Source organism: Lysinibacillus telephonicus (assembly GCF_003966145.1).
GTDB classification, from domain to species: domain Bacteria; phylum Bacillota; class Bacilli; order Bacillales_A; family Planococcaceae; genus Ureibacillus; species Ureibacillus telephonicus.
Map to the genome: position 1 here is coordinate 1 of NZ_RXNR01000059.1, position 23126 is coordinate 23126.

The 23126-nt window shown below is 32.3% G+C and carries 23 protein-coding genes; 5 read left to right on the forward strand and 18 right to left on the reverse strand.

Going from position 1 to position 23126, the window contains the following annotated elements; all coding sequences use genetic code 11:
- Nucleotides 1-468: 468 nt before the first annotated feature.
- The 16 genes from EKG35_RS16020 to EKG35_RS16095 all read right to left on the reverse strand — a co-directional run bounded on the left by EKG35_RS16020 (nucleotide 469) and on the right by EKG35_RS16095 (nucleotide 17095).
- Nucleotides 469-804 carry a hypothetical protein gene (locus EKG35_RS16020; protein ID WP_126295548.1) on the reverse strand — a complete coding sequence of 112 codons (336 nt, stop codon included), beginning with the start codon at nucleotides 802-804 and terminating at the stop codon, nucleotides 469-471.
- Nucleotides 805-896: 92 nt separating this feature from the next.
- Nucleotides 897-1664, reverse strand: a complete 768-nt coding sequence (locus EKG35_RS16025) for a hypothetical protein (RefSeq protein WP_126295549.1) — start codon at nucleotides 1662-1664, stop codon at nucleotides 897-899.
- A gap of 229 nt (nucleotides 1665-1893) precedes the next feature.
- On the reverse strand, nucleotides 1894-3012 hold the full coding sequence (locus EKG35_RS16030) for an N-acetyldiaminopimelate deacetylase (protein WP_126295550.1): 1119 nt from the start codon (nucleotides 3010-3012) through the stop codon (nucleotides 1894-1896).
- 12 nt (nucleotides 3013-3024) lie between these two features.
- On the reverse strand, nucleotides 3025-3741 hold the full coding sequence (gene dapD, locus EKG35_RS16035; protein ID WP_126295551.1) for a 2,3,4,5-tetrahydropyridine-2,6-dicarboxylate N-acetyltransferase: 717 nt from the start codon (nucleotides 3739-3741) through the stop codon (nucleotides 3025-3027).
- 120 nt (nucleotides 3742-3861) lie between these two features.
- Complete coding sequence (locus EKG35_RS16040) at nucleotides 3862-4755, reverse strand: transcriptional regulator CcpC (protein WP_126295570.1); 894 nt, start codon at nucleotides 4753-4755, stop codon at nucleotides 3862-3864.
- A gap of 230 nt (nucleotides 4756-4985) precedes the next feature.
- Entirely contained in the window at nucleotides 4986-5426 is a 441-nt protein-coding gene (gene cbpB, locus EKG35_RS16045) for a cyclic-di-AMP-binding protein CbpB (protein ID WP_126295552.1), read from the reverse strand.
- A gap of 145 nt (nucleotides 5427-5571) precedes the next feature.
- Nucleotides 5572-5811, reverse strand: coding sequence for a short-chain dehydrogenase (locus EKG35_RS16050; protein WP_126295553.1), 240 nt, complete (start codon nucleotides 5809-5811; stop codon nucleotides 5572-5574).
- A gap of 150 nt (nucleotides 5812-5961) precedes the next feature.
- Entirely contained in the window at nucleotides 5962-6729 is a 768-nt protein-coding gene (gene fadH, locus EKG35_RS16055; protein ID WP_126295554.1) for a 2,4-dienoyl-CoA reductase, read from the reverse strand.
- Between the two features lie 133 nt (nucleotides 6730-6862).
- A complete protein-coding gene (locus tag EKG35_RS16060; RefSeq protein WP_246020435.1) occupies nucleotides 6863-8512 on the reverse strand; it encodes a putative bifunctional diguanylate cyclase/phosphodiesterase in 1650 nt (549 codons plus the stop codon).
- Between the two features lie 626 nt (nucleotides 8513-9138).
- Nucleotides 9139-11229: an RNA degradosome polyphosphate kinase gene (locus EKG35_RS16065; protein ID WP_246020437.1), complete on the reverse strand. Its 2091-nt coding sequence runs from the start codon at nucleotides 11227-11229 to the stop codon at nucleotides 9139-9141.
- 65 nt (nucleotides 11230-11294) lie between these two features.
- Complete coding sequence (locus EKG35_RS16070; protein ID WP_126295557.1) at nucleotides 11295-12836, reverse strand: Ppx/GppA family phosphatase; 1542 nt, start codon at nucleotides 12834-12836, stop codon at nucleotides 11295-11297.
- Nucleotides 12837-13046: 210 nt separating this feature from the next.
- The gene (locus EKG35_RS16075) at nucleotides 13047-13949 is read right to left on the reverse strand and encodes a chemotaxis protein (RefSeq protein WP_126295558.1); all 903 of its coding nucleotides are present in this window, start codon (nucleotides 13947-13949) and stop codon (nucleotides 13047-13049) included.
- Nucleotides 13950-14020: 71 nt separating this feature from the next.
- A complete protein-coding gene (locus EKG35_RS16080; protein ID WP_126295559.1) occupies nucleotides 14021-15346 on the reverse strand; it encodes an MFS transporter in 1326 nt (441 codons plus the stop codon).
- A 32-nt stretch (nucleotides 15347-15378) separates the two neighbouring features.
- Nucleotides 15379-16254 carry an NAD(P)-dependent oxidoreductase gene (locus EKG35_RS16085; RefSeq protein ID WP_126295560.1) on the reverse strand — a complete coding sequence of 292 codons (876 nt, stop codon included), beginning with the start codon at nucleotides 16252-16254 and terminating at the stop codon, nucleotides 15379-15381.
- A gap of 377 nt (nucleotides 16255-16631) precedes the next feature.
- Nucleotides 16632-16814, reverse strand: a complete 183-nt coding sequence (locus tag EKG35_RS16090; protein ID WP_126295561.1) for an aspartyl-phosphate phosphatase Spo0E family protein — start codon at nucleotides 16812-16814, stop codon at nucleotides 16632-16634.
- Between the two features lie 92 nt (nucleotides 16815-16906).
- The gene (locus tag EKG35_RS16095; RefSeq protein WP_126295562.1) at nucleotides 16907-17095 is read right to left on the reverse strand and encodes a hypothetical protein; all 189 of its coding nucleotides are present in this window, start codon (nucleotides 17093-17095) and stop codon (nucleotides 16907-16909) included.
- Nucleotides 17096-17217: 122 nt separating this feature from the next.
- Here EKG35_RS16095 and EKG35_RS16100 point away from each other — a divergent pair, with 122 nt between their 5' ends.
- The 3 genes from EKG35_RS16100 (at nucleotide 17218) to EKG35_RS16110 (ending at nucleotide 18975) form a co-directional block, all read left to right on the forward strand.
- Nucleotides 17218-17409 carry a YkvS family protein gene (locus EKG35_RS16100; RefSeq protein WP_126295563.1) on the forward strand — a complete coding sequence of 64 codons (192 nt, stop codon included), beginning with the start codon at nucleotides 17218-17220 and terminating at the stop codon, nucleotides 17407-17409.
- Nucleotides 17410-17612: 203 nt separating this feature from the next.
- Nucleotides 17613-18224, forward strand: a complete 612-nt coding sequence (locus EKG35_RS16105; RefSeq protein WP_126295564.1) for a CPBP family intramembrane glutamic endopeptidase — start codon at nucleotides 17613-17615, stop codon at nucleotides 18222-18224.
- Between the two features lie 85 nt (nucleotides 18225-18309).
- Complete coding sequence (locus tag EKG35_RS16110) at nucleotides 18310-18975, forward strand: hypothetical protein (RefSeq protein ID WP_126295565.1); 666 nt, start codon at nucleotides 18310-18312, stop codon at nucleotides 18973-18975.
- Between the two features lie 42 nt (nucleotides 18976-19017).
- Here the strand turns inward: EKG35_RS16110 and EKG35_RS16115 are convergent, their stop codons facing one another.
- Both EKG35_RS16115 and EKG35_RS16120 read right to left on the reverse strand, forming a co-directional pair.
- On the reverse strand, nucleotides 19018-19464 hold the full coding sequence (locus EKG35_RS16115) for a MarR family winged helix-turn-helix transcriptional regulator (protein ID WP_126295566.1): 447 nt from the start codon (nucleotides 19462-19464) through the stop codon (nucleotides 19018-19020).
- Nucleotides 19465-19549: 85 nt separating this feature from the next.
- Nucleotides 19550-21010 carry an ATP-binding protein gene (locus tag EKG35_RS16120; protein WP_126295567.1) on the reverse strand — a complete coding sequence of 487 codons (1461 nt, stop codon included), beginning with the start codon at nucleotides 21008-21010 and terminating at the stop codon, nucleotides 19550-19552.
- Between the two features lie 707 nt (nucleotides 21011-21717).
- On the opposite strand from EKG35_RS16120, the gene EKG35_RS16125 reads away from it, so the two are divergent.
- Nucleotides 21718-22122 (forward strand): YkvA family protein, encoded by a 405-nt coding sequence (locus tag EKG35_RS16125; RefSeq protein ID WP_126295568.1) that lies wholly within the window; start codon nucleotides 21718-21720, stop codon nucleotides 22120-22122.
- Between the two features lie 117 nt (nucleotides 22123-22239).
- Nucleotides 22240-22629: a YvaD family protein gene (locus EKG35_RS16130; protein ID WP_126295569.1), complete on the forward strand. Its 390-nt coding sequence runs from the start codon at nucleotides 22240-22242 to the stop codon at nucleotides 22627-22629.
- The last annotated feature ends 497 nt before the right edge of the window (nucleotides 22630-23126 follow it).

The following is a 23126-nucleotide window of genomic DNA, read 5'->3' on the forward strand; positions in this document are numbered from 1 at the left end:
ACCTCACAAATAATTTAAGGGTTACGCCCCTTAAATTATTTGTGAGGCGAGCAAGCGATAGCGCGCTAGATTCAGAGTGAAATCTCAATTTCTTCTGTCCATTTTCTTGACATAGTATCATACACATTAAAAGAATTATTTATTTAAAAGGGAGATCCAGTTTCATTTGGATTTCCCTCTCTTTATTTAAATTTAAAAAATTAGAGTTTATTGTCTAGCTTCATTGGAAACTTAGCTTAACCTTAACCTCACCCCGAAATATTTTGTGTATCGTTTCCCCTAAAAAAGTAATAATTGATTCTTTGTTTATTTTAGTTCTTATACAAGAAGCTCTTAAAAAGCTACTTCTTTGTTGAACGATGCTAATTCCAAAAATTAAAAATAATCTCTCCATTTGTATTTGGGCGCCAATGCCTCACAATTTTTAATTCACTGTCCGATAAATCATGTATGTTTGGATTAAAATGCTCATTTAAGAATGCTGCTCCTAAAACTGTATAAATAAGGATTTAATTCTAACATTAAATTTTTATAATCTAAAAATTGTATCTGAAATTCATTTATATATGAAGCGATTGCAGCATAAGGGAAAAATTCGTGCAGTAAAATAGATACTACGGTATCACCAATCTCTATATCTATACAAAAATAATTTAGTGGGTAGCTAGGTGGAAACCAATCATTTACTTTGCCATTAACTTTTCTAGCAAAATCATATACCACTCTTTGAAATAGGTGTCCATCCATTTGTTCTATTTTAATTTCTTTATTTATTAAACTAGTAATATTCATTGGTAATCGCATTCATTCACCTCATGAAAACAACTAATAAATTAATAAATTTAGGGAAGCTTCAGATGAAATTATAAATGTAGTTAGCCTCGTTAAAGTAAGAATTAGTTTGGAACAACATATATAGCAGGGGTTTCACCTTTAATTTCAACTTTAGCTGCCTCTCCATTTTCTTTTCTCCACTGTTCTTCCATAAATCCAGGCAATGCTGCCAATACATAATAATTTGTATAGTGATTCGGTGATACGTTCATTTCAATATAATTGTTTTCATTCGGAAGTCTCGACTTTTCTAAAAAGAATTGTCCATCCCTTTTTTTTAAATAGTTATATAAAATCAGTTCTCCCTCTACACTCATAAGCCGCAATAAAAACGAATCCTCTTCGTAACGGACAATTTCCTTAAGTTCCACGCTACGTTCAATATACTCAAAAGGTTTTTCGTAAACCGAATTTAATAGTAAATAATCGAGCTCTTCTTCGTTGCCATCAACCATCGTAGAATAATGCGAAAACATAACAACTCCATTTTGATCTACGCGATAATATTCATTGCGATATTTATAATTATTTGCAACAACACGATACTCATAAGGAGTATCGCCCTCCTCAAGTATCTTTGGCGATATATCAAATTCATATTTTGGATACTGTTTATGTAAATAATCCACTAAGATCTCATATCTCTCAGCATGTTGTTGTTGGATATAATAAGGTCGTAAAGCGAAAAATAAAATGAAGACAACTACTGAAAAAATCGTGACGGTAAGAGCTATTTTTTTCTTCTTCCGAAATATAAACCAAACAATAGCCAGTACAATAACGAGTATGCTGCCAAAAAATATCATTTGAATTAGCTCAACTGGACTCATTTTGCTTCCTCCCTCTAATTATTTTCAACACCGTTATGGAATATATTACCACGGAAAATTCGAATATTCTCATTAATTAATAAATTATTTAATAATTATACTTGTCTTGAAGTTTTCGATGCAGAATAAAAAGTTCTTTATTTTGGAAAATAAAAAGTGTAAACAAAGTTAATTTTGACTTTGCCTACACTTTTTTAGAACATATCTTAAATATTTGTACCTTTTAAATTTATAAACTTCTTATGAATTGCTCAACAAAGTTTGCATTGAATGTTAGTAGATCTTCATCAGGACTTATTTTTGCATGATGTAGCCCATACTCACAGTTTGCTCCTGCCCAATACAAGGCTCCTGGTATTTCCTTTAAGAAATAGCCAAAATCTTCACCAGTCATTGCTGCAGAACAAGTTACAGCCTGACAATCTTCAAAGCTTTCAGCAAATGCTAATAACTGATTTGCACATTGTTCATTATTATTTACTTCATAATACATAGAACCGTAATCAATTGTTATATCACATTCAAATGAAGCTTCAATACCAGCACAGATTGCTTCAATGCGGCGTTTAACCTCTGCCATTGCTGAAGCATTCAATGTACGAATCGTGCCTTCTAATCTAGCATTTTCTGCTATTATATTTTGCACCGTACCAGACGTCATCTTACCAATTGTTACAACAGCACTATCTAATGGATTCACATTGCGGCTAACAATTGTTTGAAGCTGTAATATTAAATTAGCGGCAGCTATAGTCATATCACGAGTTTTATGAGGATAAGCTGCATGACCACCAAGACCTTTTAAATCAATAAACAGCTCAGATGTATTAGCAAACAACAGTCCTGCTCTTGTTGCAACCGTTCCTACTGGATATTCTGGTGCAATATGAAGAGCATAGATTTCGTCAGGTAAAAGGTCAGGACGTTCTGTTTTTAACCAATTTAACATTGGTTCAGCTCCGCCCGGACCTTCTTCTGCAGGTTGGAAATAAACAACGACATTTTGTTTTGGCTGTGTAGTCGCAAATGCACTCACTAATGCAAGCGCGATAGTCATATGACAATCATGTCCACATGCATGCATTTTCCCTTCATGCGTCGATGAAAATGGCAAGCCTGTTTCTTCTGTGATTGGCAATCCATCAATATCTGTACGCCAGCCAATTGTTTTCGATGGATTACTCCCTGTAATCTTTACAACAATACCCGTATTCCAAGTCGTAATACTTAAATAATCTTGAGGAAATTGAGCTATTGTTTTAAGTAAATACTGTTGAGTTTTAAATTCTTGAAATCCAAGCTCGGGTATTTGATGTAACTCTCTTCGAATTTGGATGAGTGTATCCATCTTTCCACCTTCTTAAATATTTCTAAGTGCATCAATAATTTCAGTTTTTGATTTAGTTTTGTCGTCTAGTTGTTTTAATACACGTGCAGGAACGCCTCCAACTACTGTATATGGTTCGACATCACTAATTACTATGGCACCAGCAGCAACCACCGCACCTTTACCAACTCGAACACCTTCTAATACTACTGCATTAGCACCGATAACTACATCATCTTCAATAATAACTGGTGTTGCTGAAGGTGGCTCAATTACGCCAGCAAGCACTGTTCCTGCACCGATATGACAGTTTTTACCTACAGTAGCTCGTCCACCTAATACAGCACCCATATCAATCATTGTTTTTTCACCAATTTCAGCACCAATATTAATGATAGCACCCATCATAATAACAGCATTGTCGCCAATTGTTACTTGATCACGAATGATTGCACCCGGCTCAATACGTGCGTTTTGGTGTTTTAGATCGAGTAAAGGTACACCAGAATTGCGACGATCATTTTCAACAACATAGTCTGTAATTTTATCGCCATGTTCTTTTAAAGCAGCTTCAATTTCATGCCATTCGCCGAAAACTACAGCATTGTTATTTTCACCGAATACTTTTGAATTTTCACCATATGTAAGGTCCGCAACACCCTCACCTTTTACAAATACTTTTACTGGTGTTACTTTTTTAGATTCTGATATAAATTGAATAATTTCTTGTGCATTTAATTTTTTAGACATTTTATTAACTCCTATCTATGTAAAATCATTTATTGAATAATTGTACTAAATTTTCAATCAAATAGCACGCTTTTCTAATTTGTTGATTTCCGTTCCAAATCTACTCATAACGAGTAAAATTCAATTATTTGAATAGTCATATAAACAGCTAGCGTGTTCCTTTACAACATCGACAAAGGCTGCGACTTGTCTTAGTTCGAAGGAGGAATCATAGCCAATTAACCAAGTATCACGTGTTAACCCTAAATCTTTTTCAGTATTCGTTAATGGTATTTTATTTACATCTTCTTCCCCATTTAATGTAATAGAAGGTAAAATTGCATAGCCAATCCCATTCATAGCCATTTGTTTACAAGTCTCAATTTGATCGACAATTATTTGTCGTCGAGGATTTGAAGAAAAATGACGCTGCCACCAAAGCTGAATTTCTTGATAGTAGTTTGAATCACTTTTAAATTGAATGAATGGGCGGTCTGTCGTTAGAATTTCATCAATATTTTTGATTTCTTTATCCACTAAATACATCATATCCCTGAATAAATGCACTTTTTTCCCTTTCCATTCGGCCTGGCCACGCACTATTCCTACCTGTGCCTCCCCCTCATAAAGAGCCTTCACAATTTCAGAACTCCAACCAGTTATTAAAGAAATTTTTGCATCTGGATATTGTGTAACAAAATCTTTCAGTACTTTCGGAAGCCAGTTTTGTCCAACAATTGAGGCACATGCAATTTTTAACGTACCATGCACTTTTGAATGAAGAGCTTGAATTGTTTCGAAAATCTCTTCTCTTCTAATAATTGTTTCATTTGCATATTGAATAACAAGCTCTCCAGCTGGAGTAGGGCTTAATCCTTTCTGGGATCGGATAAATAACTGAGCCCCCCATTCCTTTTCAATCGATTGAAGTCTTTGGGATAATGCCGGTTGTGTTAAAAACAATCTCTCGGCAGCTTTTCTCATATTTTTCTCTTCTGCTAAAATTTTTATAATTTCTGCTTCTGTTGCAGTCATATTTTTCACTCACTTTCAACGGCCTTAATAAAAATGCAATGTCCTTTTGCAGTGCATCGGCGATAATGCCAAATCTTCTTCTGTATAATACAATTCACTTCAAGCGATTGCCAGTATCTTTATAAAAAGATCAGATTCAAGAAGTATAGATTCTTTACGAAACAAATTTTATACTTTCATATTTAATAAAAATCGACAAAATCCAAACTTTAGGATTTTGTCGATATCTATTAATCTACTTGATAAATGTATTTTTTTAATTGTTTTAATATAACACGACGAGTTAAAATACCTGCAAAAGTTCCTTCTTCATCAACAACACATAAGAAAGCATGGTTAATAACTAAATCTAATGCTTTTTGAAATGTATCGGTAATTTTTAAAAATGTCACATTATTATCCATTACATCATCAACTTTTATATTCGGCAGCTTTTCATATTCGATTTTCTCCAGCCCCAATATTGATTCTGTAATCATTTTCATACTAAGTAAACCATGTAGACGATATTTAGTATCTAATACTGGAACTGATGAGTAGCCAGTTTTAGTTAAAACGAGTAAAGCATGTTCAGCACTATTACCAACTTGTACGTGAGCAACCTTCTCTGATGAAATTATAAAGTCGCTAATTGGTGTATCCAATAATGCTCTTGAGTTTGTTGAAATCATGACCTTCTACTCCTTTGCCTGTCAATAACTTTTCTGAACAGGATTACTACACTACTACTATCATATCACAATTTGTTCACAATTGACCATGATAAGGGGGTAGTATTTTTAGAGTAGAAGGTTAAATTTTGAAAAACTTCACATACTAGTATCCATATATTGACCAGTAATAAAAGATCATAATTCCTGTAAATAATCCAAATATAATGTACATAATGATGATTGGGTTCATTGCAATAGGATGATCTTTTACAATCTTACTTATTGGTGTATCAGTAGCAGATGCACGCTGTCTTGTTTTCTTCATCACACCTGCTGTTAAAAAGTATGAAACAAATACAATGATTGCCCCAGTAATAATGGTCGGTATTGTCCACATACCCATTTTGTTACACCCCCTTTTAATATAGAAAGTGTAATTAGTATGAGTCTAATACGACTTATTTTATTCTAATCTAAAGGACTTTACGTTTTACCTTTACTTGGGTTACCAATTTCACACAATAACATTTTATCCTTGAGGCTAATGTATTAATTAAAATGGAAATGGATTTAACCATTGTCCGCCATCGAGTGTTACACATTCGCCATTCATATATGATGCTTTATCGGACAAAATAAAAGTAGCTAAGTTCGCTATTTCTTCAGGAGTTCCAAGTCTTTTTAACGGTACTGAATGAATTGTTCGCTTTGCTTGCTCTTCAGACTCCCAAAGCTTATCCGCCCCACCTGTCCGTTCAATTGGACCAGGTGCGATTCCATTGACACGAATGCCATATTTATGTCCCCACTCTACTGCTAATGTTCGAGTAAGCGACAAAACACCTGCTTTTGCAGCGGCAGAATGTACTACGCCCGCTCCAGCACCCCATGCATACGTAGCAACCATATTTAGAATCTTCCCCTTAACCCCTTGTTCAATCCAATATTTCCCTACCTCTGAAGAACAATAAAATGTTCCATTTAGTACAATATCAATAACCGCTTTCCAACCATTAGGTGAAAGCTGCTCGGCTGCAACTAAAAAATTTCCTGCTGCATTATTTACTAAACCATCCACTTTACCGTATGTTTCAACAGTAAATTTCACCATTTCCTTAACATGTTCTATTTCTCGAACATCCATTTGAAATGTTTCAATTGTACTTCCAATTGACTGTATTTCATTTTTTGCTTCCTGCAACCTTGTTTTATCACGTCCAGTAATTACAACATTAGCCCCTTCAGCAACAAATTGCTTTGCCATAGCAAGTCCCATTCCACTAGAACCGCCAGTAATAATAATTGTTTCGTTTTTTAACATTTAAATCCCCCATTTTCCCCAAAAATTTTGAACTTTCAATTTTATCTTACTATATATGTATTTTAGAAAAAAATAGAAAATGATAGAAAAAAACCAACAAATTCTATTGTTTAATAAAATTTGTTGGTTTTGTTTATTGTAATAAATATTGTTTAACAATTTCTTCAACTGGAAGAGGTTTATTATATAAATACCCCTGCCCTTTTTTACAACAGTGTTTCTTTAAAAAGATTTCTTGCGATTTTTCTTCTACCCCTTCAGCAATAACATCCATACCAAGATTCTGTGATAGTGCAATAATTGCTTTTACAATTGCTTCATTTTTTTCATCTCTGTTAATATCTGAAATGAAAGATTGATCAATTTTAATAATATCAATCGGGTATTTTTTCAAATAACTTAATGATGAGTAGCCTGTTCCAAAATCATCTACTGAAACATAAACTCCTAATGCTTTTAAGCTCTTTAGTATTGCTTCGGTTTCATCGACATTCACCATCGAACTTTCGGTTATTTCCAGCTCTATATATTTTGGATCTATATCATATTTCGAAAGTAATTGTTTAATTTTCTCTGCAAAGTTTTCTTGTTTAAATTGTTTTGGTGAAATATTGACTGCAACTCGAACTGGCCGGTAGCCTTTTTCTTTCCATTGTTGCTGATACTTGCAAACCTGTTCTAAAATCCAATCACCAATTTGAATAATAAGCCCTGATGATTCTGCAAGTGGAATAAATTGAGATGGCGGGACAAATCCAAATTTTGGATTATTCCATCGGGTTAAAGCTTCAAAGCTGTCAATTTCATATGTGTCATAATCAATTTGTGGCTGCAAATGAATTGAAAGTTCATTAAACTCAATCGCACGTCTTAAATGTGCTTCCATCAACACTTCATTTTGGAAAGTATGGCTCATCTCTTCACGATAATAACGGTAATGAGCACGACCGCGTTTTTTCACATAAAATAGTGCTTGTTCAGCTTGAAATAATAACTTTTCCAAATCACGACTTTGATCAGATAAAATAGTTGAAATCCCTATAGAACACGTTACGAAATATTCCTGCTCATCAATAACGAAAGGCTCCTTAAGCTGATCTAAAATTAGATTTGCCATTAGTTCTACTTCTTCACAAATACAATATCGGATTAAAAAGATAAATTCATCGCCGTTATAATGAAATAATTCACATGTTTCATTTCGCAATTTATTAAATCTTTCGCTAATCTGTTTAATCATTCTATCGGCTTTCTTTTTTCCAAGTGATTCATTATACTTTTTAAAACGATCTATATCAATAAGTAATAAAGCGATATTTTTATCATCTTTATAATCGCGGTAATACTCTGACCAACGAACATTTAAAGCACGTCGATTTAATAAACCAGTGTTTTCTTCTTGAAAGGTAGAAGGACTAAATGGATTATTATCATGTTCTATTTGTTTAATAATGATTGCATAATATATTTCTCCATTTGAAGAAATGCCTTCAACAAAGATTGAAAAACTTTTCAATTCATTGATTGTTATGTATTGTATGTCCTGGTATTGTTCTTGGATGATCTCTAAAATTTTCGTCCAATTCATACACTGAAGAAATTTTTCTGCGTCCATTCCCTTTGTAAAAGGTATAGGCGACAAAATCGATGCCTTAGAATTAATCAATTCTACAGTGTATGCTTTTTCATCCTGTTGTTTTAAAATAACAACAGCATCAAATGGATTAAGTTTTATGATATCACGCAAATAATTTTCAATCTCCATCCTTGGAAAATTAATCATCGTATTTCCTCCATTAATTACACTTAAAGTTGCTTTCAAAAAGTAGCGTGTAGTTGAAATATGCTTTAATATCATTTATGCCTTGGAGTATTACACTTGCCTTTAAAACTATGAGTGCAGTTGTATACATCTAGATTTGGAGATGCCCCTGCGGAACAAATAATGTTTGGAGAAGCGACAACACTCTAGGATAACTTCCTAAATTTACGCCTATCAAAATCCACGACACCTTCTACAATCTTTGGACCATAGTTTGCTTTGCTTTTCTCCCCCAGTAGGTTTGTAGGATTCCACAAAAAGAAAGCGCAAGCGTTCTTTAGCCTCCAGTGCGCTAAGCTTAACATAGCTTGTCTAGCAAACATACATTCTTCATATAACTCCCAAAGTACTTGTCCTCATGTACGTATACACTGTCTACAATTTTAGAAGTCCCGATCATGAAGTTTTACTAGTTTTCAAACGAAGCATGTAAATCACCCCAAGGAGCTACATGGCATGCCTATTTAATAAAAGCTTCTTAGTTCACCAACTTGGGGCAGGTTTTCGGCTGACGCTTCACTTTCTCAATAGAAACATTGCTGAATGAAGATAAAAACTACACTTTGTATGCGTACATCATAAACTTCTTATTCTTCTACTACGACCGCGCTCATCGCTTCTAATAAAAAATGTTCTTGAGAATTTAATTTATGCTCATTTTCACGGATCTTTTTATAATGATATTTACCTGTAGAATCTTGAACCCGCGCTTTTACCGTATCTGCTAACTCAGTTAGTAAAATGTTCATTACCCGTTGTTTTATGTCATTTGAGTATAATGGGAATAAAATTTCAACCCGCTTAACCATATTTCGCGTCATCATATCTGCTGAAGATAAATATAATTTATTTTCTCCATTATGATGGAACCAATAAATTCTTGAATGCTCTAAAAATCTTCCAACAATACTCGTTACAGTTATATTTTCGCTTATGCCTGGGATGCCAGGGCGCAAACAGCAAATACCACGAATAAGTAATTCTATTTTAACGCCATTATTAGATGCTTCATAGAGCTTCATCATTAAATCTTTATCAGTTAAAGAATTCATTTTTGCACGAATAAAGCCATTTCCAAACTTTTTGTGTAGGCGAATTTCTTCGTCAATTAATCTAATAAACTCATCCCGTATATCAAATGGTGCAACAACAAGATGGTGGAATTTTGGTTTTTCCGTATATCCACTTAAATAATTAAAGAAATTTGTTGCATCGATTCCAAATTCCTTGTTCGTCGTGATAATTCCTAAATCTGTATAAATTTTCGCGGTTGCATCATTATAATTACCAGTACCTAAGTGAACAAATCTTTCAATTTTCCCTTGATTTCGTCTAACAACAAGGGTAATTTTTGAGTGAGTTTTTAAATTATTAACTCCATAAATTACTAGACACCCAGCTTGCTCTAATTCTTTCGCCCAATGAACATTGTTTTCTTCATCAAATCTTGCCTTTAATTCAACTAATACAGTTACTTGTTTACCGTTCTCAGCAGCTTGTTTTAAAGCATGAATGATTGGTGAATTGCCGCTTACACGATAAAGAGTTTGTTTAATAGCTAAAACAGTTGGATCTTCTGAAGCTTCTATGATAAATTCAACAATCGGTTCGAAAGATTCATAAGGATGATGGAATAAAAGATCCTGTGTTAGTGCTTTTTCAAAAATATTTTCATGGGAATCTAAATCTTTTGGACGTTGCGGAATAAAACTTTCATATTCTAAATGTTCTCTTCCTATAGATATTTTCTTTACAAAGCCAAATAAAAAAGTTAAATCAAGTGGCCCATCAATTTTAAAAACATCAGATTCTTCGATTTCAAATTCTTCAAGTAAATAATCAAGAACCTCGTCGCTTATTTCACCATCACGAACTTCCAAACGACTTCCAACGCCCCATTTTCGTTTCTTTAATTCCTTTTCAATTTCTACAAGTAAATCCTGTGCACCTTCTTCATGGATTGTTAAATCAGCATTTCTTGTCAATCTGAATGCTTGGGTTGACTTTACATTATAGCCATAAAACAATTTATCAATTTGACTTGTAATAACGTCCTCTAACAGCACAAAAACTTTTTCACCATCATCGCTTGGAACCTCAATAAAGCGTTCTAAAACAGAAGGAACTTGTACAATTGCCACTTTTTCATTTTCCTCATAAATGTTGTTTTCTTCCAACATTACAAGCAAATTTAATGTTTTTCCCAACAGCGTTGGAAAAGGACGATAAGCATCCACTGCAACAGGAGTTAAAACCGGGAAAATAGTTTCCTCAAATAATAAATTGATATAATTTTTCTGATGTTCTTTTAAAGAACCAACCTCTCGAATATGCACTTTTTCTTGAGGAAGCAATTCGTAAATAATATGGTGGTAAACTTCCATTTGTCTTCGAACTAGTGCTTGAGTCCGCTGTGCAATTTTTGTTAACTGTTCTTTTGGTGTAAGCCCTGATTTATTTTCTGGTTTATGAAAACCTGCACGCACTTGATCTTGCAAGCCTGCCACTCGCACCATAAAGAATTCGTCAAGATTCGAACTAAAAATCGCCAAAAATTTCAATCTTTCAAGAAGTGGATTGTTTATATCCTCCGCCTCTTCCAACACACGCTCATTAAATGCCAGCCAGCTTAACTCACGATTATTATAATATTGCGGCTTTGCAATCTCTTCCAGCATTTCCTCATACGAATGGCCTTTTTGATTATTGCGTTCTTCAGGAGTATCAATTTGAATATCCAATGTCATCTCGTTTCACCCTTTAAAAATTGAATTTTTACTGGTTTTTTAAAAATGCGTTCAATATATTTCTTTTGTCGATCAGACTGATAAATTTCAGCAACTGAAATATTATCAGTTGTTATATTTACCAGAATTGTATCATGAAGTTTTTCTAGCATAATTGACTTTATAATATTCCGTTTTGACACGTTTAATGAATAAACAAATTTTAAAATTGCTCCATAATCCTTCAAAGCTTTTAATTCTTCACGACTAATCCATGATGTAAATGGTGCTGAAAAACGACGAAAATAGTCTTTATTTTTATATGATGCAAGCAAAGCCAATTTTACACGGTCCACATGATTCATTCCCGAAATCGATTGGTTGGCAATTAAATAAAACGTATGCTGATTTGAAGAATCAAGTTCAATATATTCTCCAATCGAATATAATTGTGCAGCCTTCTTTACTAAATCAAAATGTTTTTCATTATAAGAGAAGTAACCTAATCTACAGCATTCTTTATATAATTGTTCAGATATAGAAATAAGCATTTGACATTCTTCCTCTGAACGACCGTATTTAAATGTCATTCTTCTAGCATTTTCATCGTACACATTATATTTATCGAATGCTTTAGAGTCACTTTGCAGGACACGATTAATAATCAGCCCCTCCCGCAAGCCTTTTTTACTTATTTGGAATTCATTTGCGTCAACTTGAGCCATTAATACGTTGAAAACTTCCAATGCAATTCCAATGATGTCTGCACGGTCAGAAGAAAGTCCATCCAATTGTTTTAATTGTTCAAAAGTCATGCTATCAAGATAGCGGCTAAGTTCAATTAAGTCGACGTTTTTCATTTCATATTGATGGACGCCTGAAATAGGATAATTAATTAAATGCTGATGAACTTGAGCAACATTTCTGGCACTCCCACCAATTGCAATAATTGGCAGCTGAATATTTTGTATCCATTGTAATTTTTCAAATTGCTTTTTAACATATTGTTGCAATAACCTTTTTTCTTCGTCATTAATTATATCGCCGGATACAAATTTTTCTTTTAATGAAACGGTCCCAAAAGGAAAACTAATTGTTTTTTGCAGCTTTTTATTTTTAAATAATGTAATTTCTGTGGATCCTCCTCCAATGTCAATTGTGACGGCAGATGGAGTGTCCATTGAATGGGCAACAGCTACAAAACCAAAATATGCCTCTTCTTCTTCTGTTAATAAGTCAATTGATATTCCGGTCTCCTCCTCCATACGCCTAAGAATCTCCTTATTGTTTTTTGCTTGACGTACGGCCGCTGTTGCGGCTGCCTTAATATCAGTTATTTCGTAATCATCTAAAATTTCCTTAAATGATATTAGTGTATCTGCCAACACTTGTATGCCTTTCTCAGACATCTCACCATTAGATTGAATATAAGATCTTAATCTAGCTACCTTTTTAATATTTCCAAATTCACGTAGCCCTTCTTGTTTATTGTATTTATAAAGGACAAGCCGAATTGTATTTGATCCGATATCAATAATGGCAGTTTTAATTCTTTCCACAGGTATCACTTCTCTCTTTGCAATTTCAAGTGGGCTACTAAGTGATTTTTTACAAATCTATATACGTAACCTTCTAATTATAAGAATGGTTTAAAAAATATTTATTTAATCAAGTAAAATAATACAAAATGGTCGAATTTCCTTTTAAAGGTATCCGACCATATGTAATACGAAATATAAAATTTGTGGATACCTGAATGTATTTGACTTTTATAAAATTAATTCGTCTATTTTTAAAATTAGTTCAGCAATTTCAGGTTTACTAATTTGTTCTTCCGCACCTACTTCTTCTCCCTTATGACGAAGGTCGTCAGTAATTAAGCTTGAGAATATAATAACGGGAATTTTTTCTAAATCAGGATTTGATTTAATTTTCTTTGTTAAGTGATGACCGTCCATTTGTGGCATTTCAATATCTGTAATAACTAATTGAACAAGTTCTTCAATGTTTTTATCCGTATTTAAAAGCCCCTCTAAATAGTCGTAAGCATCACGTCCATTTTCAAAAAACTCTAGATTTACATACCCAGCTTCGTGCATTGTATCATACAGCAATTTGCGCAATAGCGGAGAATCTTCTGCACATACGATTTTTTTCTCAGATCGTTCACGTTTACCTAGCTTTTTCACTGATTCAACATTAATACCAGAATCCGGATTAATATCTACCATTATTTTTTCAAAGTCTAATAACAAGACCATCGAATTGTTTTGCTTAATCACACCAATAACTTGAGATGAGCCGCCTTGATACATATCAGAAGGCTTTTCAATTTTATCCCAAGAAATACGATGAATTTGTGTAACATTATCTACATGGAATACGACCTTTTGTTTATTAAATTCCGCAACAATATATTTTTGCTGTGCACTAAATGCACCATTAGGTATCCCAAGAACTTTCAGCATATCTACAACAGGTAATACTTCACCCCGTAATTGTACAATTCCTTCAACATGTGGATGAGCATGTGGAATAAAAGTAACCGGAATTGGTTGAATAATTTCCTTTACTTTAATGACATTTATACCAAATTTATTGTTAGCAACCTCAAACTCAACAATTTCAAGTTCGTTAGTTCCACTCTCAAGTAAGATACCTTTTTGCTGCATCACTTCTCGCTCCTTTTATTTCCTTCTCTGACTATATATAACTAGATTGTATCATAGGTAAAGCTTTTCTCCTATATTCGATTTTCATTTTCTAATTTAACTTTTGAATGAACGAGAACACCGATAATTGTTAGTACTATTAAGGAGCCAAGAGCAATGCGGCTAGCCAATGTTCCATAATCTTTTAGTACAAGAGTCACAGTTCCATATAGTGCTGGACCAATTATGGATGAAACTTTTCCGGAAAATGCAAAAAGTCCAAAAAACTGGCCTCTTTTTTCTTCAGGAGTTAATTCTATAATTAATGTTCTAGAAGTAACCCACATGGAACCAAGAGAAATCCCAAACATACTACCTGCAATCCAGAACATCCACTCTGCATTTGCAAAAACAGCAAGCAACAGTGCAGCTATCATAATATACGCAACAATGGATACAGCTTTTTTCGCTCCAATCGCTTTTGAAATATTGCCAAACGCCAAGGAACCAATCACTGAAGAAATAGTGCTAATTAAATATAAAATAATAAATTGACCAGAGCTAAATCCGATAATCGTCGTTGCATAAATTGCCATCATTGCAATTGTTGTGGCAATTGCATCATTTAGGAAAAAATAAGCAATCATAAAAGTAAAAATAGCTTTATATTTTTTCACTTCTTTAAATGTCTGGATAATTTCCTGATAGCCCCTGAAAAAACCTAACTTTTCTCTTTCACTTTTAGGAATTGGGCGATCCTTTACAAAGAAAAATAAAGGCAAAGAGAAAAGTAAATACATAATAGCTGTTGGAATAAAAGTTCGATGATAATTTCCATCGCTAACGAAAAAATAGACGAGCAGTCCGAATATTGTTCCTAAGTATCCAACTGCTACTCCAAAACCAGAGATGAGCGGCATTTCTTCTTTTGTGCCTAAATCCGGCATAATCGAATCATAAAATACTAAGCTCGAATTAAAGAAAAATTTTGCTATAACAAAACATATAATTACTAAGAATAAACTTAAAGGTATGCCCAAGTAATCAACGTTAAAATTAATACTCGCGAAAATACCCATTAAAAATGTAAAGATTATTGAGATTGATGCAAACCAAACTATAAAACGTTTTTTATACCCAGTGTTATCAACCCATACGCCGAAAAGAGGGGAAAAAATAACGATAAAAAAGCTTGCAATTGCATTCGCATAAGAAATAAACGTACTTGCTACTTGCTGCATCACTTCATCTGTACCTAATACTTCATCCATATAAAAGGGGAAGAAGACTGTATTAATATTCGATGAGAAAATCGTATTAGCAAAATCATAGAAAGCCCAGGATAATACAGGTAGAGACAAGTACAAGGCAAGTTGACTTCTTTCCCCTGGCAATTGATTTTTAAAAGGTTTCCCCATTATATCGCTCCTAAATTGGTTGATTTCACTTTTTAATCCGCTACGTAATATCTTATCAAGGCTTGTGTACCTTTTTCACCATAGCCCTTTTCCAATAAAGTGTTATACAGCTGTTTTGAAAGCTTTAAACCTGGTAAATCTAAATTCATTTTCTCCGCTTCATCAATTGCAATTTTCATATCTTTTATAAAGTGTTTAATATAAAATCCAGGTTCTATATCACCTTTTATCATTCTAGGACCTAGATTGCTTAATGACCATGAACCTGCAGCTCCAGTTGATACAGATTGAAGAACTTTTTCAACATCTAACCCTGCCTTCAATCCATAGCTAATGGATTCACAAACCCCAATCATATTAGTTGATATTAAAATTTGATTACACATTTTCGTATGTTGTCCAGCGCCAGCTTCTCCTTGATATACTATATTCGAACCAAATAATTGTAGAATTGGCAATATCTTTTCAAACACTACTTTGTCGCCGCCAACCATAATAGATAATGTTCCGTTTTGGGCCCCCACATCGCCACCCGATACTGGTGCATCTATGCTTGATATGCCTTTTTCTTTTGCTATTTCATACAATTTTTTTGCTAATGACGGCTCAGATGTCGTCATATCAACTACGACGGAACCTGCCTTTGCAGATTGGAAAATACCGTTTTCCCCACAATAAACTTCTTCCACATCAGATGGAAAACCAACCATCGTAAAAATAATGTCTTTATCTTCCGCCGCTTCACGAGGTGTTTTAGCCCATTTTGCACCAAGCTCTAAAAGGTTTTCAGCTTTTGCTTTCGTCCGTGTATATACTGTAACTTCATGATTTGCTTTTAATAAATGTTTAATAATACTTGCTCCCATTACACCAGTTCCGATAAAAGCGATTCGATTTTTTTGTTCCATATATCATTACTCCTTTTTTATCATGTTACCATTCCATTTTATTGTAGTTTAACAAATCAACAAGGAATTGTAGATATTTTCAAAAAAAATAAATAATATTTTAATATTACTTAATCATTAATAGTATGGAAATGCTTTTTGCGACGATTAAAACTTTTAATATAAAAAATGCAAATAAATCATTGATTCAAATATCAGCTGCAGCCTACATGAATAAATAGCACTTTTTTCACAATATTATTGATACAATATGTATTTTACAAAAAAAAGAGAGCAGCAAGCCGAAGCCTCTGCTCTTAAAGGGGGAAATGAGAATGTTGCTGTGTTCAAATATAATATCACCAACCTGTTAAAATTTTAAACAACTTTATAAAAATTTATTGGATATTTTTATACACATTATTTATTTTTCTGTAATTTTCACCATCATACTGATTCATAAGCTGATCTAATCTTTTGCTTAGACGAATTGTTTTTGGGTTTTGAAGACCGTTCTCAATTCCTGATTCAATCATCAATTGCCTTGTTTGTTCAAGTTTCTTCAAAAGGTTATTTTCCACAAAACCCCTCCTAATAATTCGTTGGTGTTCTCCTATTTTAATGTTTTTCTAGCCATTAAAGCAGCAAAATCATTAGACAAAGTTCGACACCCTTAACTTCTAGGCTTATCTAAAAACGTAAATATTACGTTTCCCCCTTGTTTTGCTTCACCACGAAAATGTTTAAACATTTCATCCTTCACCAACAACTCACGGAACTGCAAAAATTCTTCCTTAGGGATTTCTATACTATTTATTTCCCCCTTTTTTAACTGTTCAATCATATTTTTATATTTTTCCATATATTTCACCAATCTTTCCTGTAAAAAATAGTTAAAAATAATTAATTATTCAAATATCTCTTTACTTTTTTTGATTTTTCATGCACACTTTCAGAATATTAGTCGATAAGGAGCTGACTCTTATGAAAATAGCAGAAGTTGGAAATGTTGTCGAGTTTAAAGAAGGTCTACAAGGAATCGTGGAAAAAGTAAATGAAAATTCTGTCATTGTAGACTTAACAATTATGGAGAATTTCCACGAACTTGAAATAGAAGAGAAAACTGTTGTAAACCATAAACGATATAAGATTTTAAATCACCCGAATGAAATATAATCTACGAATTAAAGCAAACATTAAGGAGTTTTTACTCTCCAATATATAAACCGATTACTATCTTTTTACGATTTTTTTCTTAAATCCATTTGAATTTGAGAGCCTCTGACAGATAATGTATTAAATTTAATTTCCCTTTCTATCGTTAAAAAGATGATAGGGGAATTTTTTTTTGTTAATATATTAAAAAGGAGGTCAAGCATATGAGAATTACAAAACATTTAATCGGACTCCTTCTTTCATTATTATTCATTTATATCATGCTCTCTTACTCTTTTGAAGAATCCAAAGTCTTCTGGTATCTATACACGTTTACACTACTTGTCGGGATGTCCATAGCAATTATCTCCAATAAATTTAAAGACGAGCTTCCTACATGGAAGTATTTTATCTTTGGTATTGGATACGGAACCATTCTTTATGGGATAGTGCGTCTTGGATATATACTCCTTACTAATATCGATGGAAGTATTGCAAAATCAATTTCAAAATTCTTAGATACTTACGGCCCAACTAATATTTGGCACTATTTATTGCTTATCTTTATTGTTGTCGTCGGAGAAGAACTATTTTGGCGTGGATATGTTCAGCAGCAACTAAAAAAATGGATGTCACCAGCAATTGCTGTTATTATTACAAGTATTTTATTTGCATTGTCTGTTATCATCAGTGGATTTATTCCTGGTGCTGTAGCAGCACTATTCGCGGGGGTAATTTTAGGCACTCTTTATGAATGGAAACAAAGTATGCCGCTTATTATTATTGCCCATGAAGTATTTGTATTACTATTGTTTATGATTTTACCACTTTCATAATTTATCAATTTTATTCAAAATTAAAAATAATGATGTGAAACATTTCGTAATTTTAAACGTCTAACACATCAAGGAGGCTATTTTTATGAAAAAAAATATTCGTTTCTTCATAACGATATTTCTATCGATTATGGTACTAGCAGCGTGTAATACTGCGGAAAAGCCATCATCGGAGCCAGACAATGATTCAGTAACATCAAACGGCGATAATGATAATATTAACGCAGAAGAACAAACAAATGAAGAGGAACAAACAGATGAAGAGGAACAACAAGAAGGATCTACAACAGAGACAAATGAAGAAAGCACATCTATAACATTCACTTCAAATGACAAGGAATATACTGAAGATATTACGCCAATATCAGGTGAAACATATACACTACAAGCAATTCCAGGATTTGCACTAACTGCAGAAGAACCTGGCAAAGATATTTTGTATTATGAAAAAGATGATTCCGTTTCTATGCGTATTGAAGCAATTAATGAGTCTTACAGTGACTTAATTGCAAACACTGAAGAAACAATGGCGGTAATTAATGAACAATACGAACCATTTGATTTAGCACCATATATTTCAGAAGCAAATAATATAGAAAATTCAGCTGCATATATTGCTAATTTTGAAAATGAAGAAGTTATAGCGGTAGTTTTTGAAAAAGAAGACAAAATTGTAAGACTTACAATTTATGATAATGAAGAATACGATTTATCAGATGCTATGATTAAAATGGGCTTAACAATTGAGTAAAAAAAGGGGAAGCATTTGAGGCTTCCCCTTTTCTAATGGAACTTAATAAGACAAATCTTTTATAGACAACCCTAATTTTTTTAATAGTTCAATTGCTGTATCTTTTTCTTCTGGAGTAAGTACACTAAGCAATTCATGCAAATTTTTTTCATGCTCTGGAAACATCTGCTGCATAAATTTTGTACCTTCCTCAGTAATATCTGCAAATGTTACTCGTCGATCAGAAGGACAAGAGACACGTTTTAAGTAACCTCTTTTTTCTAACTTATCGATTACATAAGTAATTGAACCGCTTGCTAATAAAATCTTATTACCTATTTGTTGCAACGGCTGTCGTCCTTTATGATATAGCAGTTCCAGTACCGCAAATTCGGTTGGATTTAATCCTTTTTCATGAAAAAATTGATTTGTTACTTCATTAATTGCCTTATTTGCCCTTGATAAAACAATGTATAATTTAAGCGATTGCTTGATTTCTTTAGTTGACACGACAAATCATCCTTTACCAATATATAAATGAATTATAGCGATAAAGAGAAAGATTTGTCAAAAAACCTCTAGTTAAACTACATATTTAAACAACAGGCAAGCGGTTTAATAATTCATTTTTAAACCACAATTCAACAATCTTGTCATCATTTTCACCGCAAATTGATTCTTCACATATTGGCAAGCTAATTTTAAAGGTTGTCCCTACCCCGACAGTGCTCTCTACATTAATAGCACCATTATGCTCCTCAATTACTTTTTTTACTAAAGCTAAACCTAGACCTGTACCAGTTTCTTTCGTTGTATAAAACGGCGTAAATAAATGACTTAACTCCATCTCTGAAAGCCCTGGCCCTTCATCAATTACAGAAATTTGAACCCCACTATTTAAATTTTCTAGCTTTACTGTAATTGTTCCGCCATTCTGCATTACTTCTATTGCATTTTTCACGAGGTTAATAAGCATTTGTTTAAGACGATTATCATTTCCAATAATTTTTGTCTTATAATAATCATAGCTTTCAAGCTTGATAATGATATTGTTTGCTAATGCATGTTGTAGCATAAGCTCAACAACTTCTTCAACTACTTGAACAATTGAAATTTCTTTATACATTCTTTCTTTAGGCTTTGAAAGATATAACAATTCCGTTAAAATTGCTTCCATTCGTTGAAGTTCACTATCCATTACTTTTAAATATTTTTGACTATCATCTGGGGAACTTTGTTTTAATAATTGCACAAATCCTTTTAATGATGTCATTGGATTGCGTATTTCATGAGCGATACTTGCTGCCATCTGTCCAATTGAATTTAATGTTTCTTGTTGTTCCATTTTTTGTTTTAAGACTACTTTTTCAGTTTCATCTGTAATCGTTGTTACAATCAAATTCATTTTATAATTTAATTTACTTTCTAATCTAAAATAAACATCTTCGTTTTGCTGATTTATACTAGATACATTTATTGATGCTCGTCCACAATTTATTAAATTTGCAAAATATTGAAGTTTATTAAACTGATAGTCAACAAAATTAATAAATATTGATTCATGCTGTTTATTAATAATTTTACTTTTTTCGCACTGTAAATATTGTAATGCTTTGTCATTTACATCAACAATATCACCATTAATATTAGTAAATAATATTCCGTGTGTAATATCATTAAACATTGAATAAATTTCATGTTTACCAGTTTCTAAAACATTATTTTCAAATTTTGCAGGTGAAATTCTAGCAAAAATCAAATTTTTACCTTCATGGTAATAGCCAATTAAATAAAACTCTTGATATTTTCCTGCACCAACATGAATATTTAATTTACAAAATCCACCCATTTCTGAGCGAATCTTATCTAAAAATAAAGACCAACGATTTTTTGAATGCTCGTCCATTGGCAATTGCTTTGTATTTTTATCTATATTTAATAATTGCGCTGCAAAGTCATTAATTGACTCGATTTGACAAGAAGTATTTAAAATCAGTAATGGATCTTTAACGGTTTGAAACAACTTCCTAAAAATAGGACTAACAGTTTTCACCATTTCGCAAACACCAATCCTTCCATTTGGAAAATACCCTCTCTATTTCACGCAAATCTTTTACATTTATTCTATTATTGACACAAAACAATTATGACTTAATTTATTCTTTATTTACAAAATTTTCTTAATTTAGAATTATAACAAATTATTTCATAAATTTTTTGGTAATAAAATGGGTAAAAAAACTCAATTTTCACATTTTCAACACTTTTTTTTATTACTTTTATGTTAAGTATATTAAATAAATGTGTTATATGTGAAATTTGATCTAAGCAATTATACCTTTTTTAAAGCGCTTTCATAATACTCTTGAGTATATCCTTTTACCTAACAACTTAAAAACAACGATAAGTTTCTATAAAAATTTATCATCCTTTATAATCAGCCACAAATTTTGTAGAAAGGAATATATTTTTCGAATATTATTACTAGTACTATATATATATATAAATATTTCCTTATTTTAACTTAAGGTAAAATAAATGGATAATATTTACGATATTAGTTACATTGATGTATAAAAACTAAGTTACATGGATTTTTAATCTCAGGAGTAAACGGCTTCAACATATTAATGGAACAAGTTGATGAGATTTTTAAAAGATTAAAAGCTCAAAGATACATAAGAAATTTCAAATAAGTCGTTTTTTAAGCGGGATTTTGGAAACTGTTTGTATCCTTTCTTATTTAAAGGAGACTTAACTATAGTGAAACAACAAAACACATTAACTAAATTGAAGAATTTTGCAGGAAACTTAAAACAAAATTTATTCGTACTATATCTTTCATATAAGGATGATAGAGTTCCTTGGTATGCTAAAGTATTTGCTATTTGTGTAGTAGCCTATGCTTTTAGTCCGATAGATTTAATTCCAGATTTCATTCCAGTGCTAGGTTATCTTGATGATTTAATCATAGTTCCCATTGGAATTTTCTTGGCCTTAAAACTAATCCCACCACATGTAATCGAAGAGTATAGATTTAGAGCAGAAGAAATAAAGAAAAATGGAAAACCTAAAAATTGGTATGTTGGTATCCTTTTTATATTGATTTGGGCAGCATTTATAATTTGGATTGGTAATATAATAATAAATTTATTTCAGCAGCCATGATAATAAACGTAAATCATATCAAAAAGTATCGGTATTTAGCCATCTTTACTTTTCATTTCTATGAAACCATTCTTGCCTCCAAACGTATTTACTAGTTAAATTGTTAGGAGGAGAAAAATGAAATCGCTTCGTTATTTTTTTTGGGTAACTGATATAGGTTTTGTAATATATTGGGTCATCACTTTATTACATATTATTCCCGATAAGTATCTGTTTAAGGATTATAACAATCCTATTCTTTCTGCTTGGAACTGGTCATTCTTTCCCCTTGATTTACTAATTTCAATAACTGGGTTCATAAGTTTATATTTTTATAAAAAAGGATATCCCTCTTGGACTAAAATAGCTATTATATCTTTAGTATTAACATCTTGTTCTGGCCTTCAAGCAATTTCATTCTGGATAATTAGAAGTGACTTCGATCCATCATGGTGGATCCCTAATTTATTTTTATTAATCTATCCAATGTTTTTTCTGCCTGGCCTCATTAAAGAAAATCAGAAATAAAGTATGTTGACCTTTCATACGCAGTTACTAAATTTGCCATTATTTAAAATTGAACTCTAATTTGTTATAAGAAAACCTGCTTAGGACTAGCTTAGTTTCAGATAAATTACTATTGTATATGAATCACTTTATAGTTTAATTAAATTTGCATTCTTACTTTGAGACAGGTCTGATAGAAATTATCTATTTATTCAATTTACCATTTAATTGAAACTGGATTTAATTTTTCAAAAACATTATTAAAATAATTGTAGAACGCTGCTATATTTTCGGCGGTCCTAAAAATGAGACAAATAAAAACACCTTTCGTTGAAAAACGGGTATTAAACCTATAAATCCAACGTGGAGGTGTTTTTTCTATGGGAACAAGAGTTAGATCCAGTAGAAATTAAAATGAAAGCAATCGAAATGAGGTTAGCAGGAATACCTGTTAATCAAGTTTTAGAAGAATTGAATATTCGAAATTATACACAACTAAAAACGTGGATGAAGTGGTA

Coding starts and splice junctions, on each gene's coding strand:
- EKG35_RS16025 (WP_126295549.1), bottom strand. CDS start 1,664: ATGAGTCCAGTTGAGCTAATTCAAATGATATTTTTTGGCAGCATACTC.
- EKG35_RS16130 (WP_126295569.1), top strand. CDS start 22,240: ATGAAATCGCTTCGTTATTTTTTTTGGGTAACTGATATAGGTTTTGTA.
- EKG35_RS16050 (WP_126295553.1), bottom strand. CDS start 5,811: ATGGGTATGTGGACAATACCGACCATTATTACTGGGGCAATCATTGTA.
- dapD (WP_126295551.1), bottom strand. CDS start 3,741: ATGTCTAAAAAATTAAATGCACAAGAAATTATTCAATTTATATCAGAA.
- EKG35_RS16065 (WP_246020437.1), bottom strand. CDS start 11,229: ATGCTGGAAGAGATTGCAAAGCCGCAATATTATAATAATCGTGAGTTA.
- EKG35_RS16110 (WP_126295565.1), top strand. CDS start 18,310: ATGAAAAAAAATATTCGTTTCTTCATAACGATATTTCTATCGATTATG.
- EKG35_RS16100 (WP_126295563.1), top strand. CDS start 17,218: ATGAAAATAGCAGAAGTTGGAAATGTTGTCGAGTTTAAAGAAGGTCTA.
- EKG35_RS16085 (WP_126295560.1), bottom strand. CDS start 16,254: ATGGAACAAAAAAATCGAATCGCTTTTATCGGAACTGGTGTAATGGGA.
- EKG35_RS16075 (WP_126295558.1), bottom strand. CDS start 13,949: ATGCAGCAAAAAGGTATCTTACTTGAGAGTGGAACTAACGAACTTGAA.
- EKG35_RS16060 (WP_246020435.1), bottom strand. CDS start 8,512: ATGATTAATTTTCCAAGGATGGAGATTGAAAATTATTTGCGTGATATC.
- EKG35_RS16095 (WP_126295562.1), bottom strand. CDS start 17,095: ATGGAAAAATATAAAAATATGATTGAACAGTTAAAAAAGGGGGAAATA.
- EKG35_RS16030 (WP_126295550.1), bottom strand. CDS start 3,012: ATGGATACACTCATCCAAATTCGAAGAGAGTTACATCAAATACCCGAG.
- EKG35_RS16040 (WP_126295570.1), bottom strand. CDS start 4,755: ATGACTGCAACAGAAGCAGAAATTATAAAAATTTTAGCAGAAGAGAAA.
- EKG35_RS16120 (WP_126295567.1), bottom strand. CDS start 21,010: ATGGTGAAAACTGTTAGTCCTATTTTTAGGAAGTTGTTTCAAACCGTT.
- EKG35_RS16105 (WP_126295564.1), top strand. CDS start 17,613: ATGAGAATTACAAAACATTTAATCGGACTCCTTCTTTCATTATTATTC.
- fadH (WP_126295554.1), bottom strand. CDS start 6,729: ATGTTAAAAAACGAAACAATTATTATTACTGGCGGTTCTAGTGGAATG.
- EKG35_RS16080 (WP_126295559.1), bottom strand. CDS start 15,346: ATGGGGAAACCTTTTAAAAATCAATTGCCAGGGGAAAGAAGTCAACTT.
- EKG35_RS16020 (WP_126295548.1), bottom strand. CDS start 804: ATGCGATTACCAATGAATATTACTAGTTTAATAAATAAAGAAATTAAA.
- cbpB (WP_126295552.1), bottom strand. CDS start 5,426: ATGATTTCAACAAACTCAAGAGCATTATTGGATACACCAATTAGCGAC.